The 25,261-nt window shown below is 68.1% G+C and carries 25 protein-coding genes; 14 read left to right on the top strand and 11 right to left on the bottom strand.

From position 1 onward, the window contains the following. Positions 1-4: 4 nt before the first annotated feature. Complete coding sequence (locus WI697_RS23445; protein ID WP_345960115.1) at positions 5-508, bottom strand: winged helix-turn-helix transcriptional regulator; 504 nt, start codon at positions 506-508, stop codon at positions 5-7. A 110-nt stretch (positions 509-618) separates the two neighbouring features. Here WI697_RS23445 and WI697_RS23440 point away from each other — a divergent pair, with 110 nt between their 5' ends. Together WI697_RS23440 and WI697_RS23435 are read left to right on the top strand one after the other, a co-directional pair. Further along, positions 619-1,383 carry an SDR family NAD(P)-dependent oxidoreductase gene (locus WI697_RS23440; RefSeq protein ID WP_345960114.1) on the top strand — a complete coding sequence of 255 codons (765 nt, stop codon included), beginning with the start codon at positions 619-621 and terminating at the stop codon, positions 1,381-1,383. 14 nt (positions 1,384-1,397) lie between these two features. Next, positions 1,398-2,006: a 2-hydroxychromene-2-carboxylate isomerase gene (locus WI697_RS23435; RefSeq protein WP_345960113.1), complete on the top strand. Its 609-nt coding sequence runs from the start codon at positions 1,398-1,400 to the stop codon at positions 2,004-2,006. A 7-nt stretch (positions 2,007-2,013) separates the two neighbouring features. Here the strand turns inward: WI697_RS23435 and WI697_RS23430 are convergent, their stop codons facing one another. From WI697_RS23430 to WI697_RS23415, 4 genes are all read right to left on the bottom strand, one after another. Continuing rightward, complete coding sequence (locus WI697_RS23430) at positions 2,014-2,202, bottom strand: hypothetical protein (RefSeq protein WP_345960152.1); 189 nt, start codon at positions 2,200-2,202, stop codon at positions 2,014-2,016. An 89-nt stretch (positions 2,203-2,291) separates the two neighbouring features. Further along, the gene (locus tag WI697_RS23425; RefSeq protein WP_345960112.1) at positions 2,292-3,272 is read right to left on the bottom strand and encodes a helix-turn-helix domain-containing protein; all 981 of its coding nucleotides are present in this window, start codon (positions 3,270-3,272) and stop codon (positions 2,292-2,294) included. Between the two features lie 35 nt (positions 3,273-3,307). Then, complete coding sequence (locus tag WI697_RS23420; protein WP_345960111.1) at positions 3,308-3,637, bottom strand: nuclear transport factor 2 family protein; 330 nt, start codon at positions 3,635-3,637, stop codon at positions 3,308-3,310. Further along, complete coding sequence (locus WI697_RS23415; protein ID WP_062761874.1) at positions 3,634-4,107, bottom strand: 2,4'-dihydroxyacetophenone dioxygenase family protein; 474 nt, start codon at positions 4,105-4,107, stop codon at positions 3,634-3,636. The genes WI697_RS23420 and WI697_RS23415 overlap by 4 nt, the downstream gene beginning before the upstream one ends. Before the next feature lie 254 nt (positions 4,108-4,361). On the opposite strand from WI697_RS23415, the gene gloA reads away from it, so the two are divergent. The 3 genes from gloA (at position 4,362) to WI697_RS23400 (ending at position 7,627) form a co-directional block, all read left to right on the top strand. Continuing rightward, positions 4,362-4,886, top strand: coding sequence for a lactoylglutathione lyase (gene gloA, locus WI697_RS23410; protein ID WP_345960110.1), 525 nt, complete (start codon positions 4,362-4,364; stop codon positions 4,884-4,886). A gap of 59 nt (positions 4,887-4,945) precedes the next feature. Next, positions 4,946-5,881: a type I pantothenate kinase gene (gene coaA / locus WI697_RS23405; RefSeq protein ID WP_345960109.1), complete on the top strand. Its 936-nt coding sequence runs from the start codon at positions 4,946-4,948 to the stop codon at positions 5,879-5,881. 111 nt (positions 5,882-5,992) lie between these two features. Next, entirely contained in the window at positions 5,993-7,627 is a 1,635-nt protein-coding gene (locus tag WI697_RS23400) for a GMC family oxidoreductase (protein WP_345960108.1), read from the top strand. A 12-nt stretch (positions 7,628-7,639) separates the two neighbouring features. Here the strand turns inward: WI697_RS23400 and WI697_RS23395 are convergent, their stop codons facing one another. The 3 genes from WI697_RS23395 to WI697_RS23385 form a co-directional block, all read right to left on the bottom strand. Further along, positions 7,640-8,728, bottom strand: coding sequence for a 50S ribosomal protein L11 methyltransferase (locus tag WI697_RS23395; RefSeq protein WP_345960107.1), 1,089 nt, complete (start codon positions 8,726-8,728; stop codon positions 7,640-7,642). A gap of 140 nt (positions 8,729-8,868) precedes the next feature. Further along, entirely contained in the window at positions 8,869-10,515 is a 1,647-nt protein-coding gene (locus WI697_RS23390; protein ID WP_345960106.1) for an AMP-binding protein, read from the bottom strand. Positions 10,516-10,621: 106 nt separating this feature from the next. Continuing rightward, positions 10,622-12,583, bottom strand: a complete 1,962-nt coding sequence (locus WI697_RS23385) for a flavin-containing monooxygenase (protein ID WP_345960105.1) — start codon at positions 12,581-12,583, stop codon at positions 10,622-10,624. A 263-nt stretch (positions 12,584-12,846) separates the two neighbouring features. On the opposite strand from WI697_RS23385, the gene WI697_RS23380 reads away from it, so the two are divergent. The 7 genes from WI697_RS23380 to WI697_RS23350 all read left to right on the top strand — a co-directional run bounded on the left by WI697_RS23380 (position 12,847) and on the right by WI697_RS23350 (position 18,630). Next, positions 12,847-14,064, top strand: coding sequence for a serine hydrolase domain-containing protein (locus WI697_RS23380; RefSeq protein ID WP_345960104.1), 1,218 nt, complete (start codon positions 12,847-12,849; stop codon positions 14,062-14,064). Positions 14,065-14,165: 101 nt separating this feature from the next. Beyond that, on the top strand, positions 14,166-15,314 hold the full coding sequence (locus WI697_RS23375) for a C4-dicarboxylate TRAP transporter substrate-binding protein (RefSeq protein WP_345960103.1): 1,149 nt from the start codon (positions 14,166-14,168) through the stop codon (positions 15,312-15,314). Between the two features lie 74 nt (positions 15,315-15,388). After that, complete coding sequence (locus WI697_RS23370; RefSeq protein ID WP_296713546.1) at positions 15,389-15,922, top strand: TRAP transporter small permease; 534 nt, start codon at positions 15,389-15,391, stop codon at positions 15,920-15,922. Continuing rightward, positions 15,919-17,226 (top strand): TRAP transporter large permease, encoded by a 1,308-nt coding sequence (locus WI697_RS23365; protein WP_062761883.1) that lies wholly within the window; start codon positions 15,919-15,921, stop codon positions 17,224-17,226. The genes WI697_RS23370 and WI697_RS23365 overlap by 4 nt, the downstream gene beginning before the upstream one ends. A 52-nt stretch (positions 17,227-17,278) precedes the next feature. Beyond that, positions 17,279-17,989: a TetR/AcrR family transcriptional regulator gene (locus WI697_RS23360; protein ID WP_062761884.1), complete on the top strand. Its 711-nt coding sequence runs from the start codon at positions 17,279-17,281 to the stop codon at positions 17,987-17,989. Positions 17,990-18,077: 88 nt separating this feature from the next. Continuing rightward, the gene (locus WI697_RS23355) at positions 18,078-18,323 is read left to right on the top strand and encodes a type II toxin-antitoxin system ParD family antitoxin (protein ID WP_345960102.1); all 246 of its coding nucleotides are present in this window, start codon (positions 18,078-18,080) and stop codon (positions 18,321-18,323) included. Further along, on the top strand, positions 18,310-18,630 hold the full coding sequence (locus WI697_RS23350) for a type II toxin-antitoxin system RelE/ParE family toxin (RefSeq protein ID WP_345960101.1): 321 nt from the start codon (positions 18,310-18,312) through the stop codon (positions 18,628-18,630). Before WI697_RS23355 ends, WI697_RS23350 begins: the two co-directional genes overlap by 14 nt. Before the next feature lie 30 nt (positions 18,631-18,660). Here WI697_RS23350 and WI697_RS23345 read toward each other — a convergent pair whose 3' ends face one another. Further along, positions 18,661-20,940 (bottom strand): mechanosensitive ion channel family protein, encoded by a 2,280-nt coding sequence (locus tag WI697_RS23345; RefSeq protein WP_345960100.1) that lies wholly within the window; start codon positions 20,938-20,940, stop codon positions 18,661-18,663. A gap of 205 nt (positions 20,941-21,145) precedes the next feature. Here WI697_RS23345 and WI697_RS23340 point away from each other — a divergent pair, with 205 nt between their 5' ends. Further along, positions 21,146-22,393 carry a serine hydrolase domain-containing protein gene (locus tag WI697_RS23340; RefSeq protein WP_345960099.1) on the top strand — a complete coding sequence of 416 codons (1,248 nt, stop codon included), beginning with the start codon at positions 21,146-21,148 and terminating at the stop codon, positions 22,391-22,393. A gap of 15 nt (positions 22,394-22,408) precedes the next feature. Here the strand turns inward: WI697_RS23340 and WI697_RS23335 are convergent, their stop codons facing one another. Then, positions 22,409-23,281 carry a DMT family transporter gene (locus tag WI697_RS23335; protein WP_345960098.1) on the bottom strand — a complete coding sequence of 291 codons (873 nt, stop codon included), beginning with the start codon at positions 23,279-23,281 and terminating at the stop codon, positions 22,409-22,411. Positions 23,282-23,422: 141 nt separating this feature from the next. On the opposite strand from WI697_RS23335, the gene WI697_RS23330 reads away from it, so the two are divergent. Continuing rightward, the gene (locus tag WI697_RS23330; protein WP_345960097.1) at positions 23,423-24,349 is read left to right on the top strand and encodes a helix-turn-helix transcriptional regulator; all 927 of its coding nucleotides are present in this window, start codon (positions 23,423-23,425) and stop codon (positions 24,347-24,349) included. Between the two features lie 377 nt (positions 24,350-24,726). On the opposite strand, the gene WI697_RS23325 is transcribed toward WI697_RS23330, so the two are convergent. Next, the coding region (locus tag WI697_RS23325; RefSeq protein WP_345960096.1) for a transposase at positions 24,727-25,261 on the bottom strand (535 nt) is incomplete at its 5' end.

Genomic DNA, 25,261 nt, shown 5'->3' with positions numbered 1-25,261 from the left:
CGGTTCAGCCGGTCCGCCCGCGCCGTGGCGGCAGGGCCGCGGCGGCCGCAGCCTCGTCACCGATCCCCGGCCCGGCGCGCACCTCCACCTCGCGGGCGCGCAGTTCCTCGCCACAGGCCCGGCAGGTCAGCACCGGTTCGATGTCGTGACCGCAAGTGCGATGCCGGTGCAGCATCGGTGGCCCCGCCTCCCCCGCATAATGCCGGTTGCCCCAGTGCACGATGCTCATCACCACGGGATAGAGATCGAAGCCCTTGGGGGTGAGGCGGTATTCGTCGCGCGGGGGGCGATCCTGATAGCGGACCCGCGCCAGCACGCCCTCATCGACCAGCAGTTTCAACCGTTCGGCGATGATGGTGCGCGAAATCCCCAGCCGCTCCTGGAAGGTGTCGAAGCGCCGCACCCCCAGAAAGCAGTCCCTCAGCAGCATCAGGGTCCAGCGGTCGCCGATCACCGCAACGGTGCGCGCCATGGAACAGGGCTGGTCTTTCAGATCATCGCGTTTCATGGCCGCAGTATTCCATTGACTCGATCCAGATTCAATACGAACTTCGTCCAGAAACTGGACTTACATAACCCCGGGCAATATGATGACCCGGTCGGGAGGAGAAACACGCCATGAGCCATCCAACGACGCAGGCCAAGCCTGGCACCACACCCGGCGCCTGCCTGGTCATCGGCGCCGGCATCGGGGTCGGCGGGGCGATCGCGCGGGCGTTCGCCGCCCGCGGCCATGCGGTCTGCCTGACCCGCCGGCCGCGCAATCTGGATCAGGTAGAGGCGCTGGCCGAGGAGATCCGCGCCGAGGGCGGCCGCGCCCATGCCTATGGGGTCGATGCCCGGTCGGAAGACGAGATGGTCGCCCTCTTCGACCGTATCGAGGCCGAGGTCGGGCCGCTGGAAGTGGTGGTCTTCAACATCGGCGCGAATGTCCGTTTCGACATCCGCGATACCACCGCCCGTGTCTTCACCAAGGTCTGGGAGATGGCCTGTTTCGCCGGTTTTCTGGCCGGGCGAGAGGCTGCGCGCGTGATGGTGCCGCGCGGCCGGGGCACCATCCTGTTCACCGGTGCCACCGCCAGCATCCGCGGCCGGGAAGGCTTCGCCGCCTTCGCCGCCGCCAAGCACGGCCTTCGGGCCGTGGCCCAGAGCATGGCGCGCGAGCTGGGGCCCCGGGGCATCCATGTCGCCCATGTCGTGGTCGACGGCGCCATCGACGGCGCCTTCACCCGCTCCACCCGCGAGGATGTTCAGACGCTGCTGGACCAGGATCTGATCCTGAAGCCCGAAGACATCGCCGCCAATTATGTCTGGCTGCATAGGCAGCCCAAATCGGCCTGGACGCATGAACTGGATCTGCGCCCCTGGTCGGAAACCTGGTGAGGGAGACCAGACGCATGAGCAGCCGCACCGTCGACATGATCTATGATTTCGGCAGCCCCAACGCCTATCTGGCGCGCCGGGTGCTGGACCAGGTGGCCGCCCGCACCGGCGCCACCGTCAATGTCATCCCCTGCCTGCTGGGCGGCATCTTCAAGGCGACCGGCAATCAGGCGCCGATGCTCGCCTTCGCCGGCATCAAGGGCAAGAACGAGTACGAGGCGCTGGAACTGCGCCGCTTCGTGGCCAGGCACGGCTTCGACGCCTTCCGGATCAACCCGCATTTCCCGGTCAACACCCTGCTCGCCATGCGCGGCTTCGTCGCCGCGAAGCGCATGGGGGTGGGCGACGCCTATCTTGAGGCCGTCGAGACCGCGATGTGGGAAACCGGCCGCAAGATGGACGACCCCGAGGTCTTCGTCGCCACGCTGAACGAAGCCGGGCTGGACGGTGCCGCCATCGCCGCCGCAACCCAGGACGCGGCGGTGAAGGCCGAACTCGCCGCCAACACCGAGGCGGCGGTCGCCCGCGGCGCCTTCGGCATCCCGACCTTCTATGTCGGCGAGGACATGTTCTTCGGCAAGGAACGGCTGGGTCAGGTGGAGGAGGAACTGGCGAAGGCGTGAGCCTTCGTCAGCGCCGGTTCCGGGCGATCACCTCGGCGGCCGTCAATGGCTGGTACGCCATGTCTGGGGCGGCGAAGGCTTCGGTCAGCGCCGCCTTCAGACGGTCGAAAGCCCCCTTCTCATCCCCGGCCCGCTTCTCATCCCCCGCCTTTGGCGGTTGATCGGCGTCCGTGGTCTGCCTGTTGATCCGGGACATGACGAAACTCCCTGGCCGGTCCGCATCAATTTATGGTGCAGATGACGCGGATGATATCGCCTCCTCGTCCGCCTTTCACCTGTCGCCTGTCACCTGTCTCGCCCCTGCCGGAAAGCCTGCGGCGACAGACCATAGGCGTCGCGGAAGCGGCGGCCGAAATGGCCCGCGTTCTGGAACCCCCATGAAAAGGCGATGTCGGTGATGGTGCGCCCCGCCATCACCGGATTGGCCAGATCGCGGCGGCAGCGGTCCAGCCGGGCGGTGATCAGGTGGCGGCGGACGGTGGTACCGGCGCTGCCGAACAGGGCGTGGAGATGGCGAAGCGAGATGCCGGCCGCGGCGGCGATGCCGGCCGGGTCCAGATCCGGGTCGTCGAGCCGGGCATCGATCAGCGCCTTGACCCGGTCGAGCTGCGCCGCCCTGAGCCCGCCCGCGCGGCGCGGCGCCTCGGCACCCAGGCCTGCGACCAGCACGCCCAGCATCGCCTCGCCCAGCGCCTCGCCATCGGGCAGGTTCTGTTCCAGCAGCCCGCCGGCCATGGCGCCCACCGCACCGGAGACCAGCGCCGCCCCCGCCGTGCCTGCGGCCATGCGGCCGGTCGCCCCCTGCCAGCTGCCCGGCAGCCAGTGACGGAGCCGGGCGAGCGGCAGCACCACCGACCGCTTGTGCAGACGTTCCGTCACCTCGAAGCTCATCGGCCGGGTGGTGGTCCAGACCAGCACGTCGCCGGGGCCGAGGGCGATCTGCGCCTCGCCGATCGAGAACTGCTCGCGACCGCCGAGGACCAGCTGGATGACGACAAGCTCGCGGCCGTCGCGCGCCGGCCCCGGCCGTCGGCGGCTGCCGGCACAGGGATCACATATGCAATCGACGACCGTCACCGGGCCGGCGCGCCGCTGAAGCAGCCGCGCGTCGAAGCCCGGCATCGGCCGGCCGATGGCCGCCCAGCCGTCATAGACGGTCTCGAGCGTGGTGCGCCAGACCTCCGGGCGGAGGTCCGGCGGGTGGTCGGCGGCGCGCCAGGATGCGCCGCCCGGCGTGGTGGAGGGGGACGTGGTAGACAGGGACATGGGCGACTGGCCTCCCCGCCTCGCTGGCGGATATGTCAGCCGTGGAAGGGGGTGAACGTCTGGACCAGGATCCGATCGTCGCGGACCAGCAGCGTGTCGGTCGCCCGCGTGACGAAGGGCGCCGCCGACCAGACCAGATAGGCGACCTCCCCCGCCACCTGACGTGTCTCAACCCGGAATGCCGCCCAGAATTCGGGCGTGGCCTCCGCAAGGAAGCCGGCAAAGAACTGCCGGATCTCCTCGATCCCATGATGCACCGCATACGGGGTGATCACCACTGCCGCCGCATCGTAATCGGCCAGAACCGCATCCAGGCCCTGTGCGAAGGCGCCGAGATGGCGGTCGAACACGGCGGCCGTGCTCATGACTGCGCCGAAAGGAAGGCGGTCCAGGCCCCCTGGGCTTCGGCCCAGCCGATATTGGCGATGACCGTGCCGTCCGGCTGAATGAAGGCGAGCGGGCCGAGGAACGTCATATAGAACACGCTGTCGACCGGGAAGAAGGTGCGGTCGTGGCGGGCGCCCGAGGATTCGAAGCCATAGCCCGGCGCCACCGCGGTGTCGCCGCCGGCATCCCGGCCGCCGCGCACGTCCATGCGGCCATGGGTCAGGAAATACTCGCCCGGCCCGGTATGGATATGGGCCGCAAAGGACGACCCGGCCGGGCAGGTGAAAATCGCGGTCCAGCCGCCGCTTTCGGGCGAAACATGCAGCAGCTTCCAGGTGATGCCGCCATCCGAGAAGGCATCGGGGAACGGTGCCCAGGGCCCGTCGTCGATCTGAACATATTCTTCGGGCGTATGGGGCTTGGCGATATGGCCCGTCGACATCAGCATGGTCGTCCTCCCAGGTCTCGTGTTGAACGCCGCATCTTGGCGGCCGCCTCTTGCGGGCCTGATCAGTCTGGCAGCTGCCGGGGCCGGCCGCTCGCCTGCGGGTGCACATCGTCGGGTCTCTCCGCGCTGAGGACCACCCCGGCCGTCTTCGACAGGCGACAAGCGCGCGCCCGGCCGCTAGGCTCTGCCCCGACGCCCACCACGGGCGCCGGCGGATGCCACACCGCCCGCGCCGCTTATCCAAGGAGACGGTCATGACCGGAACCGCCGCCGCCGATCCGGCCACCCGCGACTTCATCCTCAGCCAGACCATGCTCCGGGTCCGCGATCCGGAACGGTCGGTCGCCTTCTATCGCGACGTGCTGGGCATGCGCCTGCTCAGACGCTTCGACTTCCCCGAGATGAAGTTCTCGCTCTACTTCATGGGCTATGTCGACGCCTCGGACGAGCCGCAGCCCGAGACCCCGGCCGAGGCCGCCGCCTGGGTATTCCGCCGCAAGGGCGCGCTGGAGCTGACCCATAACTGGGGCACCGAAAGCGATGACGGCTTTGCCGGCTATCACAACGGCAACAGCGATCCGCGCGGCTTCGGCCATATCGGCATCACCGTGCCCGACGTCTATGCCGCCTGCGCGCGGTTCGAAGAGCTGGGCGTCGATTTCGTGAAGCGGCCCGACGACGGCAAGATGAAGGGCCTGGCCTTCATCCGCGACCCCGACGGCTACTGGATCGAGATCCTGTCGGCCGACGGCCTCGCCGGCCTGGTCACCGGCGGCTGATCGCAAGGGCCCGGGGGGAGCGGGCGTTGTGGCCTGTGCCGGGCAATGGAGAGATTGTGATGCAGGATATTGCCGGCGCGCTGCCGGGCTATGAGAGCTTCGACCGCAGCGCCTGGGCGGCGCTGCGCTCCAACACGCCGCTCACCCTGTCGGAAGCCGAGCTGGCGGGCCTGCGCGGGTTGCAGGATCCGATCGGGCTTGCCGACGTGTCGGAGGTCTATCTGCCGCTCTCCCGGCTGCTGAACCTGCATGTCGGCGCCGCCCGCGGCCTGTCGCGGGTGCGCGATGCCTTCCTCGGCCGGCCGGCTGGGCGCGCACCCTATGTGGTGGCGCTGGTCGGCAGCGTGGCGGCCGGCAAAAGCACCTTCGCCCGGGTGCTGCGCGCGCTCCTTGCCCGCTGGCCCGATCATCCGCGCGTCGATCTGGTCACCACCGACGGCTTCCTGCACCCGACCGCGGTGCTCAAGGCCCGCGGGCTGATGACGCGCAAGGGCTTCCCCGAAAGCTATGACACCGCGGCCATGATCCGCTTCCTGGCCGCGGTGAAAGCGGGGGCGGAAGAGGTTGCGGCTCCGGTCTATTCCCACCTCTCCTACGACATCGTGCCGGGCGAGTTCCAGATGGTCCGGCGGCCCGACATCCTGATTCTGGAGGGGCTGAACCTGCTGCAGGTGGACGGCAATGCCCCGGCGGTGGTGTCGGATTTCTGCGACATCGCGCTCTATCTGGATGCCGACGAGGCCGATGTCGCGCGTTGGTATGTCGACCGCTTCCTGCTGCTGCAGAAGACCGCCTTCCGCAACCCGGCCTCGTATTTCCACCACTACGCCGATCTGCCCCATGACGAGGCGGTCGAGGTCGCCCGCGGCATCTGGAGCGGCATCAACCGGGTGAACCTGCACGAGAACATCCTGCCCACCCGCATGCGTGCCGATGTCATCCTGCACAAGGATGCAACCCATGCGATCGATCGCGTGCTGCTGAAATCGATCTGACCCGCCCCCGGACCGCATCAACCATCTGGACATAAGGCCGGGAGGGGCGTTCAATTTCCTCAACCAAGACGCACCGGCACGCATCGGTGCGACCGGGGGAGGAAAAGGGCAATGGTATTCGATTACGTGATCGTGGGCGGCGGATCGGCAGGGTCCGTGCTCGCCCGACGGCTGACGGACGACCCGTCGGTCGAGGTCTGCCTGATCGAGGCGGGCGGCGAGGGCCGCGACCGGTTGATCCGCACGCCGGCCGGCGTGGTGGCGATGCTGCCGGGGCGGCCGAAGATCAACAACTGGGCCTATGAAACGGTCCCGCAGCCGGGCCTGGGCGGCCGGCGCGGCTATCAGCCACGCGGCAAGGCGCTGGGCGGGTCGAGCGCGATCAACGCCATGCTCTATGTCCGCGGCCATCCCTCGGACTATGACGGCTGGGCGGCGGCGGGCTGCCCGGGCTGGTCGTGGGAGGAAGTGCTGCCCTGGTTCCGCAAAGCGGAAGGCAATCAGCGCGGCGCCGATGATTTCCACGGCGCCGACGGGCCGCTTCAGGTCTCGGACCAGCCCTCGCCACGCCCGGTCTCGCGCGCCTTCGTAGAGGCGGCAGCCGAGTGCCAGATCCCCGTCAACGAGGATTTCAACGGTCCGCGTCAGGAAGGTGTCGGGCTCTATCAGGTCACCCAGTTTCATTCGGGTCCGGCAAAGGGGGAGCGCTGTTCCGCAGCGGCGGCCTATCTGCATCCGGTGATGGCGGCGCGGCCCAATCTGCACGTCATGACCCGCACCCATGCCACCCGGATCCTGATCGAGGACGGCCGCGCGGCCGGCATCGCCTGGCGGCGCGGTCGGGAGACCGGCGAGGTCCGGGCGCGTGCCGAGGTGATCCTCTCGGGCGGCGCCTTCAACTCGCCGCAGCTGCTGATGCTCTCAGGCATCGGCCCTGCGGCCGAGCTGTCGGCCCTGGGCATCCCCGTGGTCGCAGATCTCGCCAATGTCGGCCGCAATCTTCAGGACCATCCGGATTTCATCCTGGGCTGGTCGTCGACCGATACCGACATGTTCGGCATCGGCATGGCCGGCACCGGCCGGCTCGTCCGCGCCTGGCGGGACTGGCGGCGCAACCGCACCGGCATGCTCACCACCCCCTTCGCCGAGGGCGGCGCCTTTCTCAAGACCGATCCCACGCTCGACCGGCCCGACATCCAGCTGCATTTCGTGATTTCGATCGTCGACGACCACGCCCGCAAACTGCATGCCGGCTATGGCTTCAGCTGCCATGTCTGCGTGCTGCGGCCGAAATCCCGCGGCAGTGTGCGCCTGGCCTCGGCCGATCCGCTGGCGGCGCCCGCGATCGACCCGGCCTTCTTCGCCGATCCGGACGATCTGGCGGTGATGCTGAAGGGCACGCGCATCACCCGGCGGATCCTCTCGGCCCCCGCCCTCGCCCCCTATCGGGCCCGCGAACTCTATCTCTCCGGCGAGCCTGACGACCAGACCCTGACCGCCCATATCCGCGCCCGCGCCGACACCATCTACCATCCCGTCGGCACCTGCCGGATGGGCAATGACGACGGCGCGGTGGTGACGCCGGATCTGCGGCTGCGCGGAGTTCAGGGTCTGCGGGTGGTGGATGCCTCGGTCATGCCCTGCCTGCCGGGCGGCAACACCAACGCCCCCACCATCATGATCGCCGAACGGGCGGCATCGATGATCCTGGCGGCCCGCAGCGCCGGCGCAAAGGCCGCCGCCTGAGGAAGAAGGCGCTCAGGCGACGGCGGTTTCCGCCGTCGCCTCAACCTTTTCGCACCAGATCATGATGGTGTTGCGGTCATGGGTGGCGCCGATTTCCACCGTCGATCCGGCCGGCAGATCCCGTGGCGCGTCGAAGGGGAAGAAGCGCACCGCCCAGCACGAAGACAGCCCCTGATCCGGGCGGTTCTCGTAAATCAGCTCGCCCGTACCGTCCATATCCATCTTCAGCCACTGGACCACGCCGGCCACCCGGCCGCCGGTGGCGGTCAGCTTCGCCATCACCCGTCGGCCCGGATAGGGGCCGCCGGAACGCAGGTCGAAATGCAACAGGTCGTGGACGGCACTGCGGAGCGTGAACCGCGAGGTATCGGCCCCCACCCGCTGGCAGACCTGGGCCAGATGGTCGAAACCGCCAAGATCGAAGCCCGAAATTTCGCCCATGCGATGCCTCGCGGCGCGGGTATCGTCGACCAGCGCCACCCGGGCGGTGACCGAATCCGGGATCATCCGCGCCCCGGGCTTCAGCAGCCGCTTGACCGCATCCTCCATCGCCGGCAGCACGGCCTCGCCCAGAAGATCGTTGGAGATGATCTCCTGAACCAGCAGATCGGCGCGGCCATCGATATCTTCGCCCACCAGCGCATCATCGGACTTCTTGGGCACCACGGTCACGCGATCGGCATAGCCGTTCTTCGCAATGATCCGGGCCGCCGCCTCGGCGACCGACGGGTTCATCTCGCAGGTCGTGACCCGTTCGGCGCCGGCCCGCGCCGCCATCATCGACAGGATGCCGGTGCCGGTGCCGATTTCCAGCACATGGGACTCAGGGCGGACCAGCCGCTTCAGCGCCGCCTCGTAGAGATCGTTGCGGCGCTGATCGCGGATGATCGAGAAATGCCATTTCGGCACGTCGCGGGCCAGAATGTCCCGCGCCACCATCACCGCCTCGGGATGACCGTCGCCCGCCACCTCCAGCACCCGGAGAGCGGCGACCCGCGCCTCCTCCTTCTTGCCCTTCGCCCACAGCACCACCGCAAGGCGGGCGAGCGGCAGGGGCTTGTCTTGAAGCTGCTGGGCAAGCGTATCGGCGCTGATCGGCATGAGGCGGTCCCGGAGGTGAGGATGTCGTCGGCCGGCATCATGTCACGTCCGGGACCGGAGTGCGAGAGCAACGGAGGGGGTGATCAGCAGCCACGCCTGTCGGTCCTGCTGGCCAGCTCAATGCACCGACCGGAGGCCCGTCAACTCGCAAACCGCTCGGACTTCAACCGCAGCCCCGCCGCCTCGCGGTCCCAGGCGTCGGCCGTGATGCCCTCGGCGCGGAGTTCGTGCTTCAGCACCTTGGCCGTGGGCGTCTTGGGCAAAGCATCGAGCACGCGGACATAGCGCGGGATCATGAAATAGGCCATGCGCGGGCGCAGGAATTCGATCAGGGCTTCGGGATCGATGGTCCGGCCCTCGACCGGGGCGACGCAGACCAGCACGTCGTCCTCGCCCATCTCGCTCGGCACCGCGACCACGGCGGCCTCGCGGACGTCAGGATGGGCCGTCACCTCGGCCTCGACCTCCAGCGACGAGATGTTCTCGCCCCGGCGGCGGATGGCATCCTTGCGCCGGTCGACGAAGAAGTAGTTGCCCTCGGCATCGCAGATGAAGGCGTCGCCGGTGTGGAACCAGCCATTGCGCCACGCCCTGGCCGTCGCCTCGGGGTTGCGGTAATAGCCGCTGTTCATCGCCCAGGGCCGGTCGGTGCGGACGATCATCTCGCCCACCTGCCCCACCGGCACCTCGCAGTCATTGTCGTCGACCAGCCGGACCTCCACCCCCGGCCGCATCCGGCCGCAGGTGCCCTTCAGCGGCGGATTGGCTTCTGAGACGATCGGGCTCGAAATCTCGGTCATGTTGAAGATGGTGCGGACCTCGACCCCGAAGCGTTCGGCAAAGACCGCCGCATCGCCCAGCGGCACCACCAGCACCAGCCTGAGTCCGTGATTGCGGTCGTCGGGCGAGGGCGGCAGTTTTTCCAGGAAGGTCGCCATCACCCCCAGCAGGAACGAGACGGTGACGCCGTTGCGCCGCACGGTCTGCCAGTAGGTGGCGGTGTCGAACCGCTCCACCAGCGCAAACGAGGCACCGCGGGCCAGCATCACGAACATCGGCCCCATGCCGCCGATATGGAACATCGGCGCATTGACCAGATAGCGGTCCTCGCCCGTGACGAAGGGCCAGGCATCGGGGCCGGCATTGGTATAGATGTGCAGATAGGACACCAGCACCGCCTTGGACGGCCCGGTGGTGCCCGAGGTGTAGATGATCGCCATCGGGTCCCAGGGCTCGATCCGGCGCGCGGGCGCCGTCAGCGTGCCGGTCTCGGGCAGCAGCGCCTCTTCCAGCCGCACCGCCGGCAGGGGGCATTCCGGCATGCGCCCGCCCGAGACGATCAGCCGTTCCAGCCGGGCGGTGGGCACGTCGAACAGCCGCTCGACCAGATCGGCATGCACGATCGCCAGGCTGGCATCCGACAGATCGACCACATGTGCGAGCAGCGAACCGCGATAGGCGGTGTTGATCGGCACATAGACCGCGCCCAGATAGTTGAGCGCGAAATAGACCCGGATCTGGTCGCGGCCATTGGGCATCCAGACCAGGACATGCGCGCCCTGCACCACGCCCTGCTGCTGCAGGCCCAGCGCCGTCTGGACGATCAGCTCGCGGAAGCGGGCATAGGTCCATTCCTCTCCGGTGTCGTCGAATTTCACGAAAACCTTGTCCGGCTGCTCCACGGCCAGCCGGTCGACAAGGTCGCGGGTCACCACCCGGTCGCGCGGGGGAATGCGCGCATCGAAATGGACCGGACCCTCGGGGCTCTGCTCGACCACGATCGTCATCGGGACGTCCCTCCCATTGCTCATGTCCACGCCGGGCCGGTCGCAGGCGCCTCGGCCGCGCCGGCCTCTTGTCTTCTCTGTCTTCTCTGTCGTCTCTGGCGTCTCGTCAGGCCGCGTCGCCGGCGGCGGCCGGCCGGCCGTCGAAGACGTAATCCGCCGGCGCCACCGTGCGGGTCATGCGCCAGAAATCGTCATTGCGCCAGGGGGTGATCGCCACCACCCGGCCGCGGGAATTGCGGTACCAGTTCTCCATGCCCTCATGGGTCCAGACCATTTTCGCATGGGCCTCGTCGACCCTGCGATTGTAGTCGTCATGGATCTCGGCGCGCACTTCGATCGTGGCGGCGCCGCGGCGGAACATCTCGTCGAGCGCGCTCAACAGATAGTCGCATTGCAGCTCCACCGCCGAGATGATGCTGCCGCCGTGACCAAGGCCGACATTGGGCCCCAGCAGCATGAAGAAATTGGGGAAACCGGGCACGGCGGTGCCCAGATAGGCCCGGGCGTCATCGCCGTTCCAGACATCCGACAGCACCTGGCCCTGGCGGCCCCGCACCTCGTAAGAGCCCAGGAACTCGGTCGCCTTGAACCCGGTGGCCAGCACCAGAATATCGGCCTCGCGTTCCTCCCCGCCGCGCGAGACCAGCGTGCTGCCGCGCACCTCGGCCATATGGTCGGTGATCAGTTCGACATTGTCGCGGGCGATGGTACGGTACCAGCCATTGTCGAGCAGCATGCGCTTGCCGAAGGGCGGGTAGTCGGGCAGCACCTTCTCCAGCAGATCCTGCCGGTCGCCCAGTTCCTGCTGCATGTATTTCACGAAGGCGCGGCGATGGCCGTCATTGACCGCGTTCAGCGCCCGGTCCGGATGCGGCCAGGCGGGATCCTTCTGCAGCGAGCCATGGACCCGGTCGTTGAAGGTCCAGGCAAGACGCTGGCGATACCACAACCGATAGAGCGGCATGTTCGCGATCAGGAAGCGGATCGGCTGCGGCATTTCCTTGCCGAATTGCGGGAAGGGTGCCGCCCACTGCTTCGACCGCGCAAAGATGGTGAGCTGCCCGACCCTGGGCGCGATCGCAGGCGCCACCTGCATGGCAGAGGCACCATTGCCGACCAGCGCCACGCGCTTGCCCGCGACATCCAGATCTTCGGGCCATTCGGCGGTGTGGAAACAGGGGCCGGGGAAGCTGTCGAGGCCGGGGATATGCGGCACCAGCGGCGTGTTCAGCACGCCCACCGCACTCACCACCGCATCGGCGGTCAGCACCTCTTCCGCACCGTCGGGCCGGCGGATGGTCACCGCCCAGCGCCGGGCCTCCGCCTGCCACACGGCGCTCAACACCCGGGTGTCGAAACGGGTGCAGCTCTCCAGCCCGTGATCGCGCGCGACCTTGCGGAAATAGCCGTAAAGCTCGCCCTGCAGCGCGAAATAGCGCGTCCAGTCATGCGGCGCGAACGAGAAGGAATAGATGTGGTTGGGGGTGTCGACCCCGGCGCCGGGATAGCGGTTCTCGCGCCAGGTGCCGCCGAAATCCGAGCCCTTCTCGATCACCTCGCAGGCGATGCCGCGCTGGCGCAGACGGATCGCGGCGCAGATGCCCGAGACGCCGGCGCCGATCACCAGCACCTTGAAGCCGGCCGGCACCGCCGCCGGCTCACCCAGCCGGTGCGCCTTCAGCCCCAGCCCCGAGGCGATGATCTCGCCATATTCCGCCGGCACCTCTTCGGCCATCGACACGCTCAGCATGCGCACCAGCAGATCGTCGTCGGGCCGCGGCATCGCCACCGGCCGACCCGCCCGCCAGGCCAGGATCGCCTCGGTCGCGGCGGCGCGGATCTCCGCCTGAACATCTTCGGGCAGGCCGCCATCATCGTTGTCGTCCAGCCCGCGGCCGCGTTCGGGCGCATAGGGCGGCTCCAGCCAGCGCGTGTCGCCGGTCAGCTGGACCAGCACCATCAGCAGCGTCGGGATATTGGCGATCGCCACCGCCGCCCGAAAGGCGGCGTCCTGGTCAATGTCGCCGGCACCCGCAAGGGCGCCGTCCCGGTTCGCGTGATCGGCCATCGTCAGGTTTCCTTACCCTTGGCGGCAGGTTCGTCCTGCCCATTGCTTCTGATACGCCCTGAGCCCTGATTGCCGGGGCCGGCAGCCCCCCATCGGGCATCTTGACCCGCATCGGGTGTCCGGGTACCGTAATTAAGTCGAACGTTTTAGTCGATAGCTTTATACGACCGGCTTATCGGTCGTGACTGGCGGAGCGCCCCGCACCACCCCCGCTTGGGGGGCAGGATGAAGAAGGGCGCCCGCGCGGGAGGAGTAGGGTCCGGATGCCTGCACGCCACGATGACGCGGCGCGGTTCTCGCGCATGCTCAACGACACCGTCACGATCGAAGGATGGTGCCACCCGCGCTTCGCCGCGGTGGCCGAGGCCTTCGCCCGGAATTTCACCGACCGCGACGAGGCCGGCGCCTCGGTGGCGCTGGTCCATGACGGCCGGATGGTGGTCGATCTCTGGGGCGGCACGGCCACCGCAGACCGCCCCTGGCAGGCCGATGATCTGGTGGTGGTGTTCTCGGCCACCAAGGCCGCGACCGCGCTCTCTCTGCATCTTCTGGCCGAACGCGGCCGGCTCGATCTGGACCGGCCGGTGGCCGGCTACTGGCCCGAATTCGCCGGGAACGGCAAGGATCGCGCCACGGTGCGGATGATCCTGGATCACACCATCGGCCTGCCGGTGCTGCGCCCGCAGCTCAAGGCGGACTGCATCACCGATGCCGCCTATATGATCGATCATCTGGCCGCCGAAACCCCGTTCTGGGAACCCGGCACCCGCACCGGCTATCACCCGCTGACCATGGGCTTCCTGGCGGCGGAAGTGGTCCGCCGGGTCGATGGCCGCAGCCTGGGCCGGTTCTTCGCCGAAGAGATCGCCGGCCCCCTCGGCCTCGATTTCTGGATCGGCCTGCCGGAAGAGCACGAGGCCCGGGTGGCACCGGTGATCATCCACCGCCCGCCGCGCGATGCCCAGGCGACGCCCTTCCTGCTGGCGGCGCGCGAGCCGGGCAGCATCGCCAATCTGTTCGTGTTCAACAGCGGCGATTTCGCCATCCGCGGCGTCAACACCCGCGCGGGCCATGCGGCGGAGATCGGCGCCGCCGGCGGCATCACCAATGCCCGCGGCCTGGCCGGGCTCTATGCGGCGCTGGTGCCGGGCGGCCCGCTCGGCTTCTCTGCCGACACCCTGGCCGGCTTCGCCGAGGCCAGCTCGGCCACCCATCTGGACGCGACCCTGCTGCAGCCGATGCGCTTCGGCCCCGGCTTCATGCTGCGCATGGACAATCGCCGCCGGCCGCAGCCGGCCGACAGCCTGGTGATCGGCCATCGCGCCTTCGGCCATGTCGGCGCCGGCGGCTCGGTCGGTTTCGCCGATCCCGCGGCCGGCATCGCCTTCGGCTATGCCATGACCCGCATGGGGCCGGGCCTGCTGCTCAACCCGCGCGGCCAGTCGCTGGTCGACGCGGCCTATGCCGCCCTCGCCGCCTGAGCGGTCGGCACATTTCCGCACCACCGCCACAACGACAGACGGCACCCGGCACAGCGTCCGGTATGCCGCACGCATCTGCACCACACGGGAGGACATCCACCATGAAGACGATCCAGGGGATCGGTCTCGCCGCGGGTCTGGCCGCGCTGACCATGACCGCCGCTACCGCCTCGGCCGATCAGCTGCGCTTCGCGATCGGCCATCCGCCGGCCTCGTTCCTGGTCAAGGCGGGCGAGACCATGGCGAAGACCATGGCCGCAGAGACCGGCGATGCCGTCACCATCAAGGTCTTCCCCATGTCGCTTTTGAGCATGGCCGAGACCTCGGGCGGGTTGCGCGACGGGCTTGCCGATATCGGCACGGTGATGAGCACCTATTTCCCGGCCGAATTTCCGCACACCAACCTGCTGCTCGAAGCCTCGATGATGCTGAGCACCCTGCCGGAAGATCCGACCGGCGTGGAGGCACAGGCCTATTCGGCGGCCATGGCCGAATACATCCTGACGAAATGCCCTGAGTGCAATGCCGAGTTCGCGAAGCAGAACCAGGTCTACACCGCTGCCGCCGGCACGCCGGGCTATGCGCTGAACTGCACGAAGCCCGTGGTCACCATGGACGACCTCAAGGGCGCGCGGCTGCGCATCGGCGGCGCCAACTGGGCCGGCTGGTCGGAAGCCGTGGGTGCGGCGCCCGTCACCATGTCGGGCAACGAGATGCTGGAGGCGCTGAGCCAGGGCGTGCTGGACTGCATCATCCTGTCGGTGCCGGATGTCCAGAATTTCGGCATGGGCGAGTCGGTCAAGCACATCACCATGGGCGCGCCCGGCGGCGTTTATGTCGCCTCGATGGCGCAGGTCAACCGCGATACCTGGCAGGATCTGTCGCCGGAGGCCCGGACCGCCCTGCTCAAGGCCGCGGCGCTGGGTTCGGCCGAAGCGAGCCTCGCCTACGAGAACAACCAGGCCGACATTCTTGAAAAGGTGAAGGCCAAGGGGGTGCAGGTCCATCAGGCCGATCCGGCCGTGGTGGAGGCGACCCGCAGCTTCGTCGACGGCTATCTGAAGGCCATGCCCGCCGCCTATCAGCAGCGCTATGGCGTCACCCGCGGCGAGGAAATGCTCTCGGACTTCCGTGAGACCCTGATCAAATGGGTGGGTCTGGCCCGCACTGCCAAGACCCGTGAAGACCTGGCCCGGCTCTACTGGGACGAGATCTATTCCAAGGTCGACGTGAACACCCACGGCATGTAAGGCGCGCGCCGCCCCGGCCACTCCGGCCGGGGCGGGTCTTTCCCGGTCCCCAGAACCCGACAGGTCCCCTTCCCATGTCGACGCCCGGCCGCCTGCTTGCGCGGACGACCTCGCTCGCGACGCTCATCGCCGGCATCGCGATCGCGCTGATGATGCTGCACGTCTCGCTCGACGTCGCCTTCCGCTATCTGCTGGGTGCGCCCCTGCCCGGCACCCTCACCGTCGTCACCTATTACTACATGGTGATCGCCGCCTTCGTGCCGCTCGCCTTCGCCGAGCTGCGCCGCGCCCATATTTCGATGGAAATCGTGACCGATCTTCTGCCCCGACGCGGCCGCAACATGCTCGAAGGCTGGATGCTGGTGCCCACGGGCCTGGTCACCGGCCTGCTCACCTGGCGGGGTTTTGAAGAGGCGCTGAAACAGCAGGCGATCGGCGCCGCCCAAATCCAGGGCTCGTCCAGCATCCCGATCTGGCCGGCCTATTACGCGCTGCCTGTGGGCGCAGGATTGATGACCCTGCTGGTGATCTACCGCTTCGTCAATTTCCTGCGCCGACGGCCCGACGATCTGGCAGCCGCCACCTCCGGACGGGAGGCGGGGCTGTGAGCGACGTTCAGATCGGCCTCTCCGGGCTGGGCCTGCTGCTGGTGTTCATCGCGCTGCGCATCCCCATCGGCATCTCGCTGATCGGCGTGTCCTTCGGCGGGCTCTGGGTGCTGATGGGCTGGAAGGTCGCCTGGGGCTCGCTCGGCCTGCTGCCCTTTCAGTTCGCGGCCAACTGGGTGCTGAGTTCGGTGCCCATGTTCCTGCTGCTGGGTTTCGTCTGCTATCACGGCCAGCTGACCCAGGGCCTGTTCCGGGCGGCCCGGGTCTGGCTGGAACGGGTGCCGGGCGGGCTCGCGGTCGCGGCCGTGATGGGCTCGGCCGGTTTCGCCGCGGTGTCCGGCTCGTCCATCGCCTGTTCGGCGACCATGGGCCGGATCGCCATCCCCGAAATGCTGAAGGCGCGCTACCATCCCGAACTCGCCACCGGTTCGGTGGCGGTGGCGGGCACGATCGGCGCGCTGATCCCGCCTTCGATCATCCTGATCCTGTATGGCGTGGTGGCCCAGGTGCCGGTCACCGGCCTGTTCCTGGGCGGCATCGCCGCGGGCGTCATCACCGCGATCGGCTATGTGCTGGTGATCATGATCCGGGTGAAGCTGAACCCGGCGCTGGCGCCGCAGGTCGATATCCGCACGCCCGCCGCAGAGCGGATCGCGGCGCTCAAGGACACCTGGCCGGTGATCCTGCTGATGATCGGCATCTTCGGCGGCCTGTTCTCGGGCGTGTTCACCGCAACCGAGGCGGGCGCGGTCGGCGCGCTGATGGCGGTGGTGATCGCGCTCGCCAAGGGCAGCCTCACCCGCGCGCGGTTTTCGGCCGCCATCGTCGACACGGTGCTCACCACATCCACCCTGATCATCATCGGCATCGGCGCCACCCTGCTCACCCGCTTCCTGGCGCTGTCGGGATCAGCCGATTATCTCTCGGAACAGGTGCTGGCGCTGGGCGCCGATCCGGTGCTCATCATGGCCGGGGTGGTGATCGTGTATCTGCTGCTCGGCCTGTTCCTGGAACCGGTCGGCGCCATGCTGCTCACCCTGCCGATCGTGCTGCCGATCGTCGACGGCACCGGCTTCGGCCTGCTCTGGTTCGGCGTGATCCTGACCAAGCTGCTCGAAATCGGCATGATCACCCCGCCGGTCGGCATGAATGTCTTCGTGATCAAAAGCGTGGTCGGGGATCTGGTCCGGACCTCGGCGATCTTCCGCGGCATCCTCTGGTTCCTGGTGATGGATCTGGCGGTTCTGGCCCTGCTGATGCTGGTGCCCGAATTGATCATGTATCTTCCGACCCGTTTCGGATAACCAATGATCGGAAGATCCGTAGACTGCCGCCGGAAGACCCCAGGAGTAGCGCATGTCCGCCGAACCCGCCCCGCTCGCCGCGGAGCCCACGCAGACCGATCCCACGCGCGAGAAGCTGAAGCTCGCGGCCCTGCGCCTGTTCTCGACCCGCGGCATCGACGGGGTGTCGGTGCGCAACATCGTCACCGAAGCCGGCATGCGCAACGGCGCCTCGCTCCACTATTATTTCGGATCGAAAGAGGGGCTGATCCGCGAACTGGTGGTCGAAGCGGCCCAGCGCAGCGATCGCGCCCGCAATGCCCGGCTGGACGTGATGGAGGCCGAGGGCGGCCCGGAGCGGGTGGCCGATATCGTCCGCCTGCTGCTAGAGGTGGAGACAACGGGCGCCGGCGACCCGGACGCCCATCGCAGCCTGCCGATCGGCTTCGGCCATATGCGCTTCATCGTCGCCATGCAGATCAACCACCGCGCCATGTTCCTGGATGCGGTGGGCGATCGCTGGCGGTCGAGCTATATGCGCTGCATCGACCATCTGCGCCGGCTGATGGCCCCCCTGCCCGCCGCGGTGATCAGCCAGCGTCTGGCCCATATGGTGCTGTTCATGAACACCAGCCTCGCCGTGCGCGAAGCCGCCTTCGAGGCCGACCCCACCGGCGGCGGGCTCTGGGGCAAGCCCTATGCGCTCGACTGCCTGGTCGAATCGCTCTGCGGCGCGCTGGAAGCGCCGCTTTCGCCCGAGGTGGCGGCGGTGTTGCCGGGGTGAGGTCGTCGTCGTTAATGGCAATCTTTGTCAAATTGATTGACAAGAACCGCCATCGTCACGAGACTCTCTGCATCAGAGGAGACCTGCGATGGCGACGATGAATGTGTCCCTGCCCGATGCGATGAAATCCTGGGTCGAAGGCCAGGTCGACGGCGGCCAGTACGGCAACGCCAGCGACTATATGCGTGATCTGATCCGCCGCGACCGCGCCCGCAAGGAAGCGATCGCCGCCCTTCAGGCCGCGGTCACCGACGGCATTGAAAGCGGCGAGCCGCAGGCCCTCGACGTCGAGGCCTTCAAGCTGCGGATGCGCGAACGTCATGTCGTCCGCTGAGCCGCCCGGTTACCGGCTCTCTCCGCGCGCACTCGACGATCTTGAGGAGATCTGGCGGTATTCGGCAGAAACCTGGTCGATCGATCAGGCCGGACGCTATGTCGATGATCTGGCGCGCCTTTTCGGCCTCATTGCCACCCTGCCGTCGCTTGGACAGGAGCGGCGCGACATCAATCCGCCGGTGCGCATCCACGCCCATGGTCGCCATGTCATCGTCTATGTTGAGGACGGTGCAGATGTGACGATCCTGCGCCTGCTGGGTACACGGCAGGATTGGCTTGCCATCATTCAGGCTGCCGACTGGTGACGCGAGCAGGGCGCAGGCTCCCTGCCCGCCTCACCCCGCCTTTCCATCCTCCCCCGCCGCGGAAGCGGCCAGCGTCGCCTGGGCCGCCGCGGCCGCGTCGCCGCCCTGGCCCGAGACCGAGACGGTCGGGAAGGCGAAGGCGATGTCGTTGGCTTCGAACGCCTTCTTGATCAGCGCATAGGCGCGGCGGCGGATGACGAATTGTTCGCCGGGCTTGGTCATCATCTTCAGACGCAGCTGGATGGCATAATCGCCGAACTGCTCCACGCCCTGCATTTTCAGGGTCTCGATGATGTTGGGGGCGAATTCCGGATCCTGCTGCAGGTCACGGCCGACCTGTTTGATGATCTTCTTCACCTTGTCGAGATCGGCGGCATAGGTGACCTTCACCGTCAGCTTGTCGATCACCCAGTCACGCGAGTAATTGGTGATCTTGTCCAGAGAGCCGAAGGGGATGGTGTGCAGCGCGCCCCGGTGGTGACGCAGCTTCATCGAGCGCAGCGAGAAGCTTTCCACCGTACCGCGGATATTGCCGCTTTCGATGTATTCGCCCACCCGGAAGGCATCGTCGAACAGGAAGAACATGCCCGAGATGATGTCCTTGACCAGCGTCTGGGCGCCGAAGCCGATCGCGACGCCGACCACGCCGGCACCGGCGATCAGCGGGCCGATTTCCACCCCCAGCGACGACAGCACCATCAAAAGGGTGATCACCCCCAGCACCGCCAGCAGCAGGTTGCGCAGGATCGGCAGCAAAGTGCGCAGCCGCGCCTGCCGGCGCAGGGCGTCCTCGCCGCCGGTCGCGCCGTCATGGGCGGCCCGCATCAGCCGGTGATCGATCCAGGCCGCCGCCAGCCGCCAGGCGATGTCGGCCACCAGCACGATCACCACCGCCTGGAAGATCCCGCCCATCACCCGCTGCAGCGGGGTTTCGCGGCGGGTCAGTTCGGTCAGGTCGTAATCGATGATGCCGGCGATCAGCACGGCCGCCCCCAGCAGCCAGAAGGCGCGGAGCCCGCGGCCGACCGAGATCGCGATCATCGACGGCGCGGGACCGGCGGAGATCATCATGCCGCCGCCCTCACCCCCGCCATGCACCGGCAGGGCCGTTGCAGGTTCGGGCTCCGGCGCCGTGCCGTCGGGATGTTCGGTCGGGCGGACGAAATGGGCGACCGCCCGGCGGGTGGCCGGCAGCAGCACCACGAACAGCAGCAGCAGCACGATCGCCACCTGGAAGGGCTGGATGGAGCCGGTGAACAGCAGCAGCCAGACGCCGACCAGATAGATCGAGAACAGCCAGGTGGCCAGCGCCCGGCGGCGATGGGCGCGGCCCTCGCCGTCGATTTCGGGCCGGGTCCAGGTGGCGATCAGGGTCAGCAGCAGCAGGACCAGGCCGATGCCCAGCCCCAGCGCCGCCCAGGGCCCGGGCGACATGCCCAGCCCGTGCAACAGGTCGAGCGTAACATCGCCCAGCCCGTACCAGCCGACCAGCACCGCCGACCACAGCATCCAGTGCCGGGCGGCCGCGTCGCTCATCGGCACGATCCGGAAGCGCGGCACCTGGGGCGAAAGCAGAATGCGGCCCAGCCCCGTCACCAGCCGCAGCATCAGCACGATCAGCAGATAGGATGCCACCACCTGGCGCAGCATCGGCGGCCAGGGCATCACCGCGAAGGCGCCGATACTGCCGAGCGCGAAGGCCGCCAGCACGCCCAGACCATAAAGTGCCCGCAGCCCCGCCACGCGCAGCCGCATGCGCGGCCGATCGGTCGGGTGGGCCTCGATCCGCCGGCGCAGCGGCCGGGTCGCCCGGGTGAAGGCCCATTCGAAACCGCAGCCGAGCAGCGCGAAGCCCAGCAGCGGCAGGATCACCCCGCCGGTCCCGGCACCGATCCGCGCACGGAAGGTGCCCGCCGCCGCCGCCAGTTCGGCCGGGATCTGCGGCAGCCCGTCTTTCAATGTGCCGAGGAAGGCGCGGATGCCGTCGATGCGCGCCGTCAGCAGCCGTTCGGCCATCATCCGGCGTTCGGCCGCATCGGCGGGCAGCATGGCGGCCGATGCGGGCGGTGATGCGGGCGCGGCGGTGCCGGCGGCGGCCTGTGCGGCAATCCAGGCCTGGATCGCGGGATCGGCCAGAAGCCCCATCAATTCCCGCACCCGCTCGGGATCGGCGGGGGCGGGTGTGGGGGCCGCCGGGGCCGCGGCGCTCTGTTGCTGGGCCAGCATCATCTGGGGCATGGCCGCCATGGCCGGGCTGCCGCCGGCCGCCAGCATCAGCCACATCACACCCGCCAGGACCATGAGCATCATGCCCCGCCCGTTCCCGACCATCCGGCCCATCGGCATATGGCCCATCCTCCCGCCCCTGCGTCTTGCCACCCGCATCGCTTCGCCCATGGGTGACCGCACGCGATCATGAGGCCAGCCGCGGGCGGCTTCAATGGCGATCCGCAAGGCGGATGGGCTATAACGGACCCGCTCACCACCTTCCTTATCCCAGGGACACGCGCCACCCATGACCGCCCCGCTCCACCCCGATGCCGCCGCCTGGACCGCCACCGTCGACAGTGCCGAACACGGGACGCTGCAGATCGCGGGGCGCTGCCACCCGGCATACGAGGCGGTGGCCCGGGCCTTCGCCGCCAATTTCGCCGAGCGCGACGAGGTCGGCGCCTCGGTGGCCCTGGTTCAGGACGGCCGGCTGGTGGTCGATCTCTGGGGCGGGCTGGCGGTGCGGGCGGGTGGCGACAGCCCGGCCCGCGCCTGGGCGGAAGACACGGTTTCGGTGATCTTCTCGGCCACCAAGGGCGCGACGGCGATCGCGCTGCATCTGGCGGCGGCGCGCGGCCTGCTCGATCTGGATCAGAAGGTGGTCGAGATCTGGCCCGAATTCGCCGGCCGTGCCCCCGATCCGGGGCCCAAGCGCGACGCCACGGTGCGGATGATCCTTGACCACAGCATCGGCCTGCCGGTGCTGACCGCGCCGCTCAAGGCCGATTGCGTCACCGATTATCCCTATATGATCGCCCGGATCGAGGAAGAGGCCCCGCTCTGGCAGCCCGGCACCCGCACCGGCTATCACCCGATCACCATGGGCTTCATGGCGGCAGAGGTGCTGCGCCGGGTGGACGGCCGCAGCCTGGGCCGTTTCTTCGCCGAAGAGATCGCGGGGCCGCTCGGCCTCGATTTCTGGATCGGCCTGCCCGAAAGCGTCGAGCCGCGCGTCGCCCCGGTGATCGTCCGCCGCGCCCAGCGCGGTGCCGACCTCACGCCCTTCCTTGCCGCGGCAAAGCAGCCGGGCACGATCCAGCATCTGTTCGTGTTCAACAACGGCACCTACAGCAGCCGCGGCGCCAATACGCGCGAAGGCCACGCGGCCGAAATCGGCGCGGCCGGCGGCATCACCAATGCCCGCGCGCTCGCCTCGCTCTATGCCGCCACGCTGCCCGACGCGGCGCTCGGCTTCGACGCCGACACCGTCGCCGGCTTCGCCGAGGCCAGCTCCGCCACCCAGATCGACGCCACCCTGCTGCAACCCACCCGCTTCGGCCCGGGCTTCATGCTCCGCATGGACAACCGCCGCCGCCCGCAGCCGGCCGACAGCGTCATCATCGGCCATCGCGCCTACGGCCATGTCGGCGCCGGCGGCTCGATCGGTTTCGCGGATCCGGACCGCGGACTGGCATTCGGGTATACGATGACGAAGCTGGGGGCGGGCTTGCTGTTGAATGCGCGGGGGCAGGCGCTGGTGGATGCGGCCTGATCAGGGCCGGGCTCATCAGGGCCGGGCCCGGCGCCGCGCGAACATCACGATATTGCCGAACACGATCAGGCCCAGCCCGGCGGCGGCCGTCCAGGTCCACTGATAGCCTTCGAACAGGGTGGAGATCAGAAGCGCGACCATGGGGAAGACCACCGTGGCATAGCCGGCCCGGGCCGAGCCGATCTTCTGCACCAGCAGCAGATAGGTGGTGAAGCCGGTGACCGAGCCGATCACCGCCAGATAGGCGAGCGCCGCCCAATAGGTGATGCCGTCGGGCAGAACCACCGGCTGCCCGGTCGCCAGGATCAGCGTCAGCAGCACGGCGGCCCCCATGCCCATGCCCCAGGCATTCGCGGTGACCGGAGAGGTGCCGAGCGCACTGTTGCGGCGCGAGGCCATATTGCCGAACGAGAACATCAGCGTGCCGAACCCCGCCCAGGCAATGCCGCGCAGGCTGTTCCCGTCCAGCGTGGTGAACAGATCGTGCCAGAACAGCAGGACCAGCCCGGCCACCCCGATCGCCCCGGCGCCGACGACGCGGAGCGTGATCCGGTCCCCGAAGAAGATCCGGGCATTGACCGCGTTGAAGATGGAGGCCAGCGAGAAGACCACCGAGACCAGGCCCGAGGGGATCAACCCCGCCGCCTTGTAGAGCCCGACGAAGTTGAACGAAAACAGACACAGCGCCTGCACGGCGACGAACCGCCAATGTGCCGGGCGTGCCAGACGGCCCAGGATCGCAAGCCCGGCGAGCATCACCAGCCCGGCCAGCGCAAAGCGATAGAAGATCGACACCATGACCGGCACGGCACCGATCTGCAGGGCGATCGCGATCCACGTCGTGCCCCAGATCAGCACGGTGGCGACAAAGAGAAGGGATGTGTTCATGCGCGCAGCATAGGCCGGGTCACCCCCGGCAGTTTTGCATCTTCTTGCGCAAATCCGCAGGCCGACACTTTTCCCGCGGCGCCGGCCGACCTAACATCGGCCGACGCACCCAACGGCCGGCACCCCATGTCCCACCACCCCATGTCTCACATTGCGACCTCCCGTCCCTCCACGCCCGACACCATCTACGACGTCCTGCGCAGATCGCCGGTCGCCAGGGCGCTCGCCGGCATGGAGCTGGGCGAGGGCTGTGCGGTCACGGTCTGGGAAAACACCCGCGATCGGGTGTGCTATCGGGCGCCGGCCCATACCACCTTCAGCCTTTATCTTGAGGGCGGCACCGGCACGCGGCGGCTGGATGCCGGCGGGGTTGCCGGCTATCCGGGGGCGATCTGCGTGATGCCGGAGGGCTGCGGCTCGGACTGGGAGATCAACGCCCCCTTCCGCTTCGTGCATCTCTATCTGTCGGAAGCCAGGCTGCGCAGCGGCTTTGCCCGCACCCATGACTGCGACGCCCGCAGCCTGGACCTGCCGGAAGCGACCTTCATCCGCAACCCGGACCTCGCCGCCCCGCTCGCCCGCCTCGCCGCGGCCGGCGCCGACGGGGATGTTCTGCACGCCGAAACCGCCCTCGCAGAGCTGTTCGGCGCCCTGCGCCGGAAGCCGGGTTCCACGCGGGCCGGCACCACGCAGGCGGGCGCCCTGCGCGCGGGCCTTGCCCCGCATATCCTGCGCCGGGTCGACGATTGGATCGACGCCCATCTGGACCAGACGATCACGCTGGACGACCTCGCCGCCCTGGCCGACCTGTCGGGCTATCACTTCCACCGCATGTTCCGCCTGTCCCGCGGCATCGCACCGCATGCCTGGGTCACCTGGAAACGCGTCGCCCGGGCCCGCATCCTGCTTCGAACCGACCAACCCATCGCCGGCATCGCCGCCGCCTGCGGCTTTTCAAGCCAGAGCCACCTGACACGCGTTTTCCACCGGCATACGGGGTGGACGCCGGCGGGGTATCGGGGGGTTGTGGCGAAGAGCAGATGGCTGAGCCGGGAAATCATCGTGTAGCGAGGTTGATGGCGTGAAACATACGGCTACACCCTGCCAAGCAGGGGGAGGTGAGGCGCCGCAAGCTGTCGTTTTTGGAGCCTGTTTCAGGACTTGCTTTGGCAAGTGACGATCAGAAATTCTACCATGAATACGGTGGCTGCTGACACCTAACCATGGTTAGGTGTAAGATGGCTAAACGCTGATCACGACTCACGATAGGGGATCTCGACGATCAGATCATCGCCGTATGTTGCCGTGCCTAGAACAAGCTCATTAGCCATCCATGGAAGATCATGTCCCTCAGATTGAGGTGCTGGGCTCATGGGTTCTAATTATTGCAGATTGGTATAACAGCGCAGTCGCCGTTTGATCTCCGGCAAGGTTGTCCGGGATAGTCAGGCTGCCGCGACGGGCTGCAGGCTGGTCAGCGGATCATCGCCCAAGGGGGCGACGGATTCCAGGGTCATATAGCGGGATCGCTGGACGGCCCACTCGTCGTTCTGCTCCAGCAGGATGGCGCCGATCAGTCGGGTGATGGCGGCCTCGTTGGGGAAGATGCCGACGACCTCGGTGCGACGCTTGATTTCGCCGTTGAGGCGCTCGATGGGATTGGTCGAGTGCAGCTTGGCGCGATGCGCGGCAGGGAAGTCCATGTATGCCAGGACGTCGGTTTCGGCGTCGTCCATCACGTCCGCCAGTTTCCGGGCTCTGGGGCGCAGTTGGTCGGCCACCTGGCGCCATTGCGCACGGGCGGCCCGGGCGGTGTCCTGGGCGAAGGCGGTGCCGATGAAGGCCGAGACGACGCGGCGGCCCTGTTTGCCTGCATGGGCCAGCACGTTGCGCATGAAATGGACGCGGCAGCGCTGCCAGGTGGCGTTCAGCACCTTGGCGATGGCCGCTTTCAATCCTTCGTGGGCGTCGGAGACCACC

This window comes from Tistrella mobilis, from assembly GCF_039634785.1.
GTDB lineage: Bacteria > Pseudomonadota > Alphaproteobacteria > Tistrellales > Tistrellaceae > Tistrella > Tistrella mobilis.
Note: the sequence above shows the minus strand (reverse complement) of the source record. Positions and strands in the feature narration are given on the sequence as shown.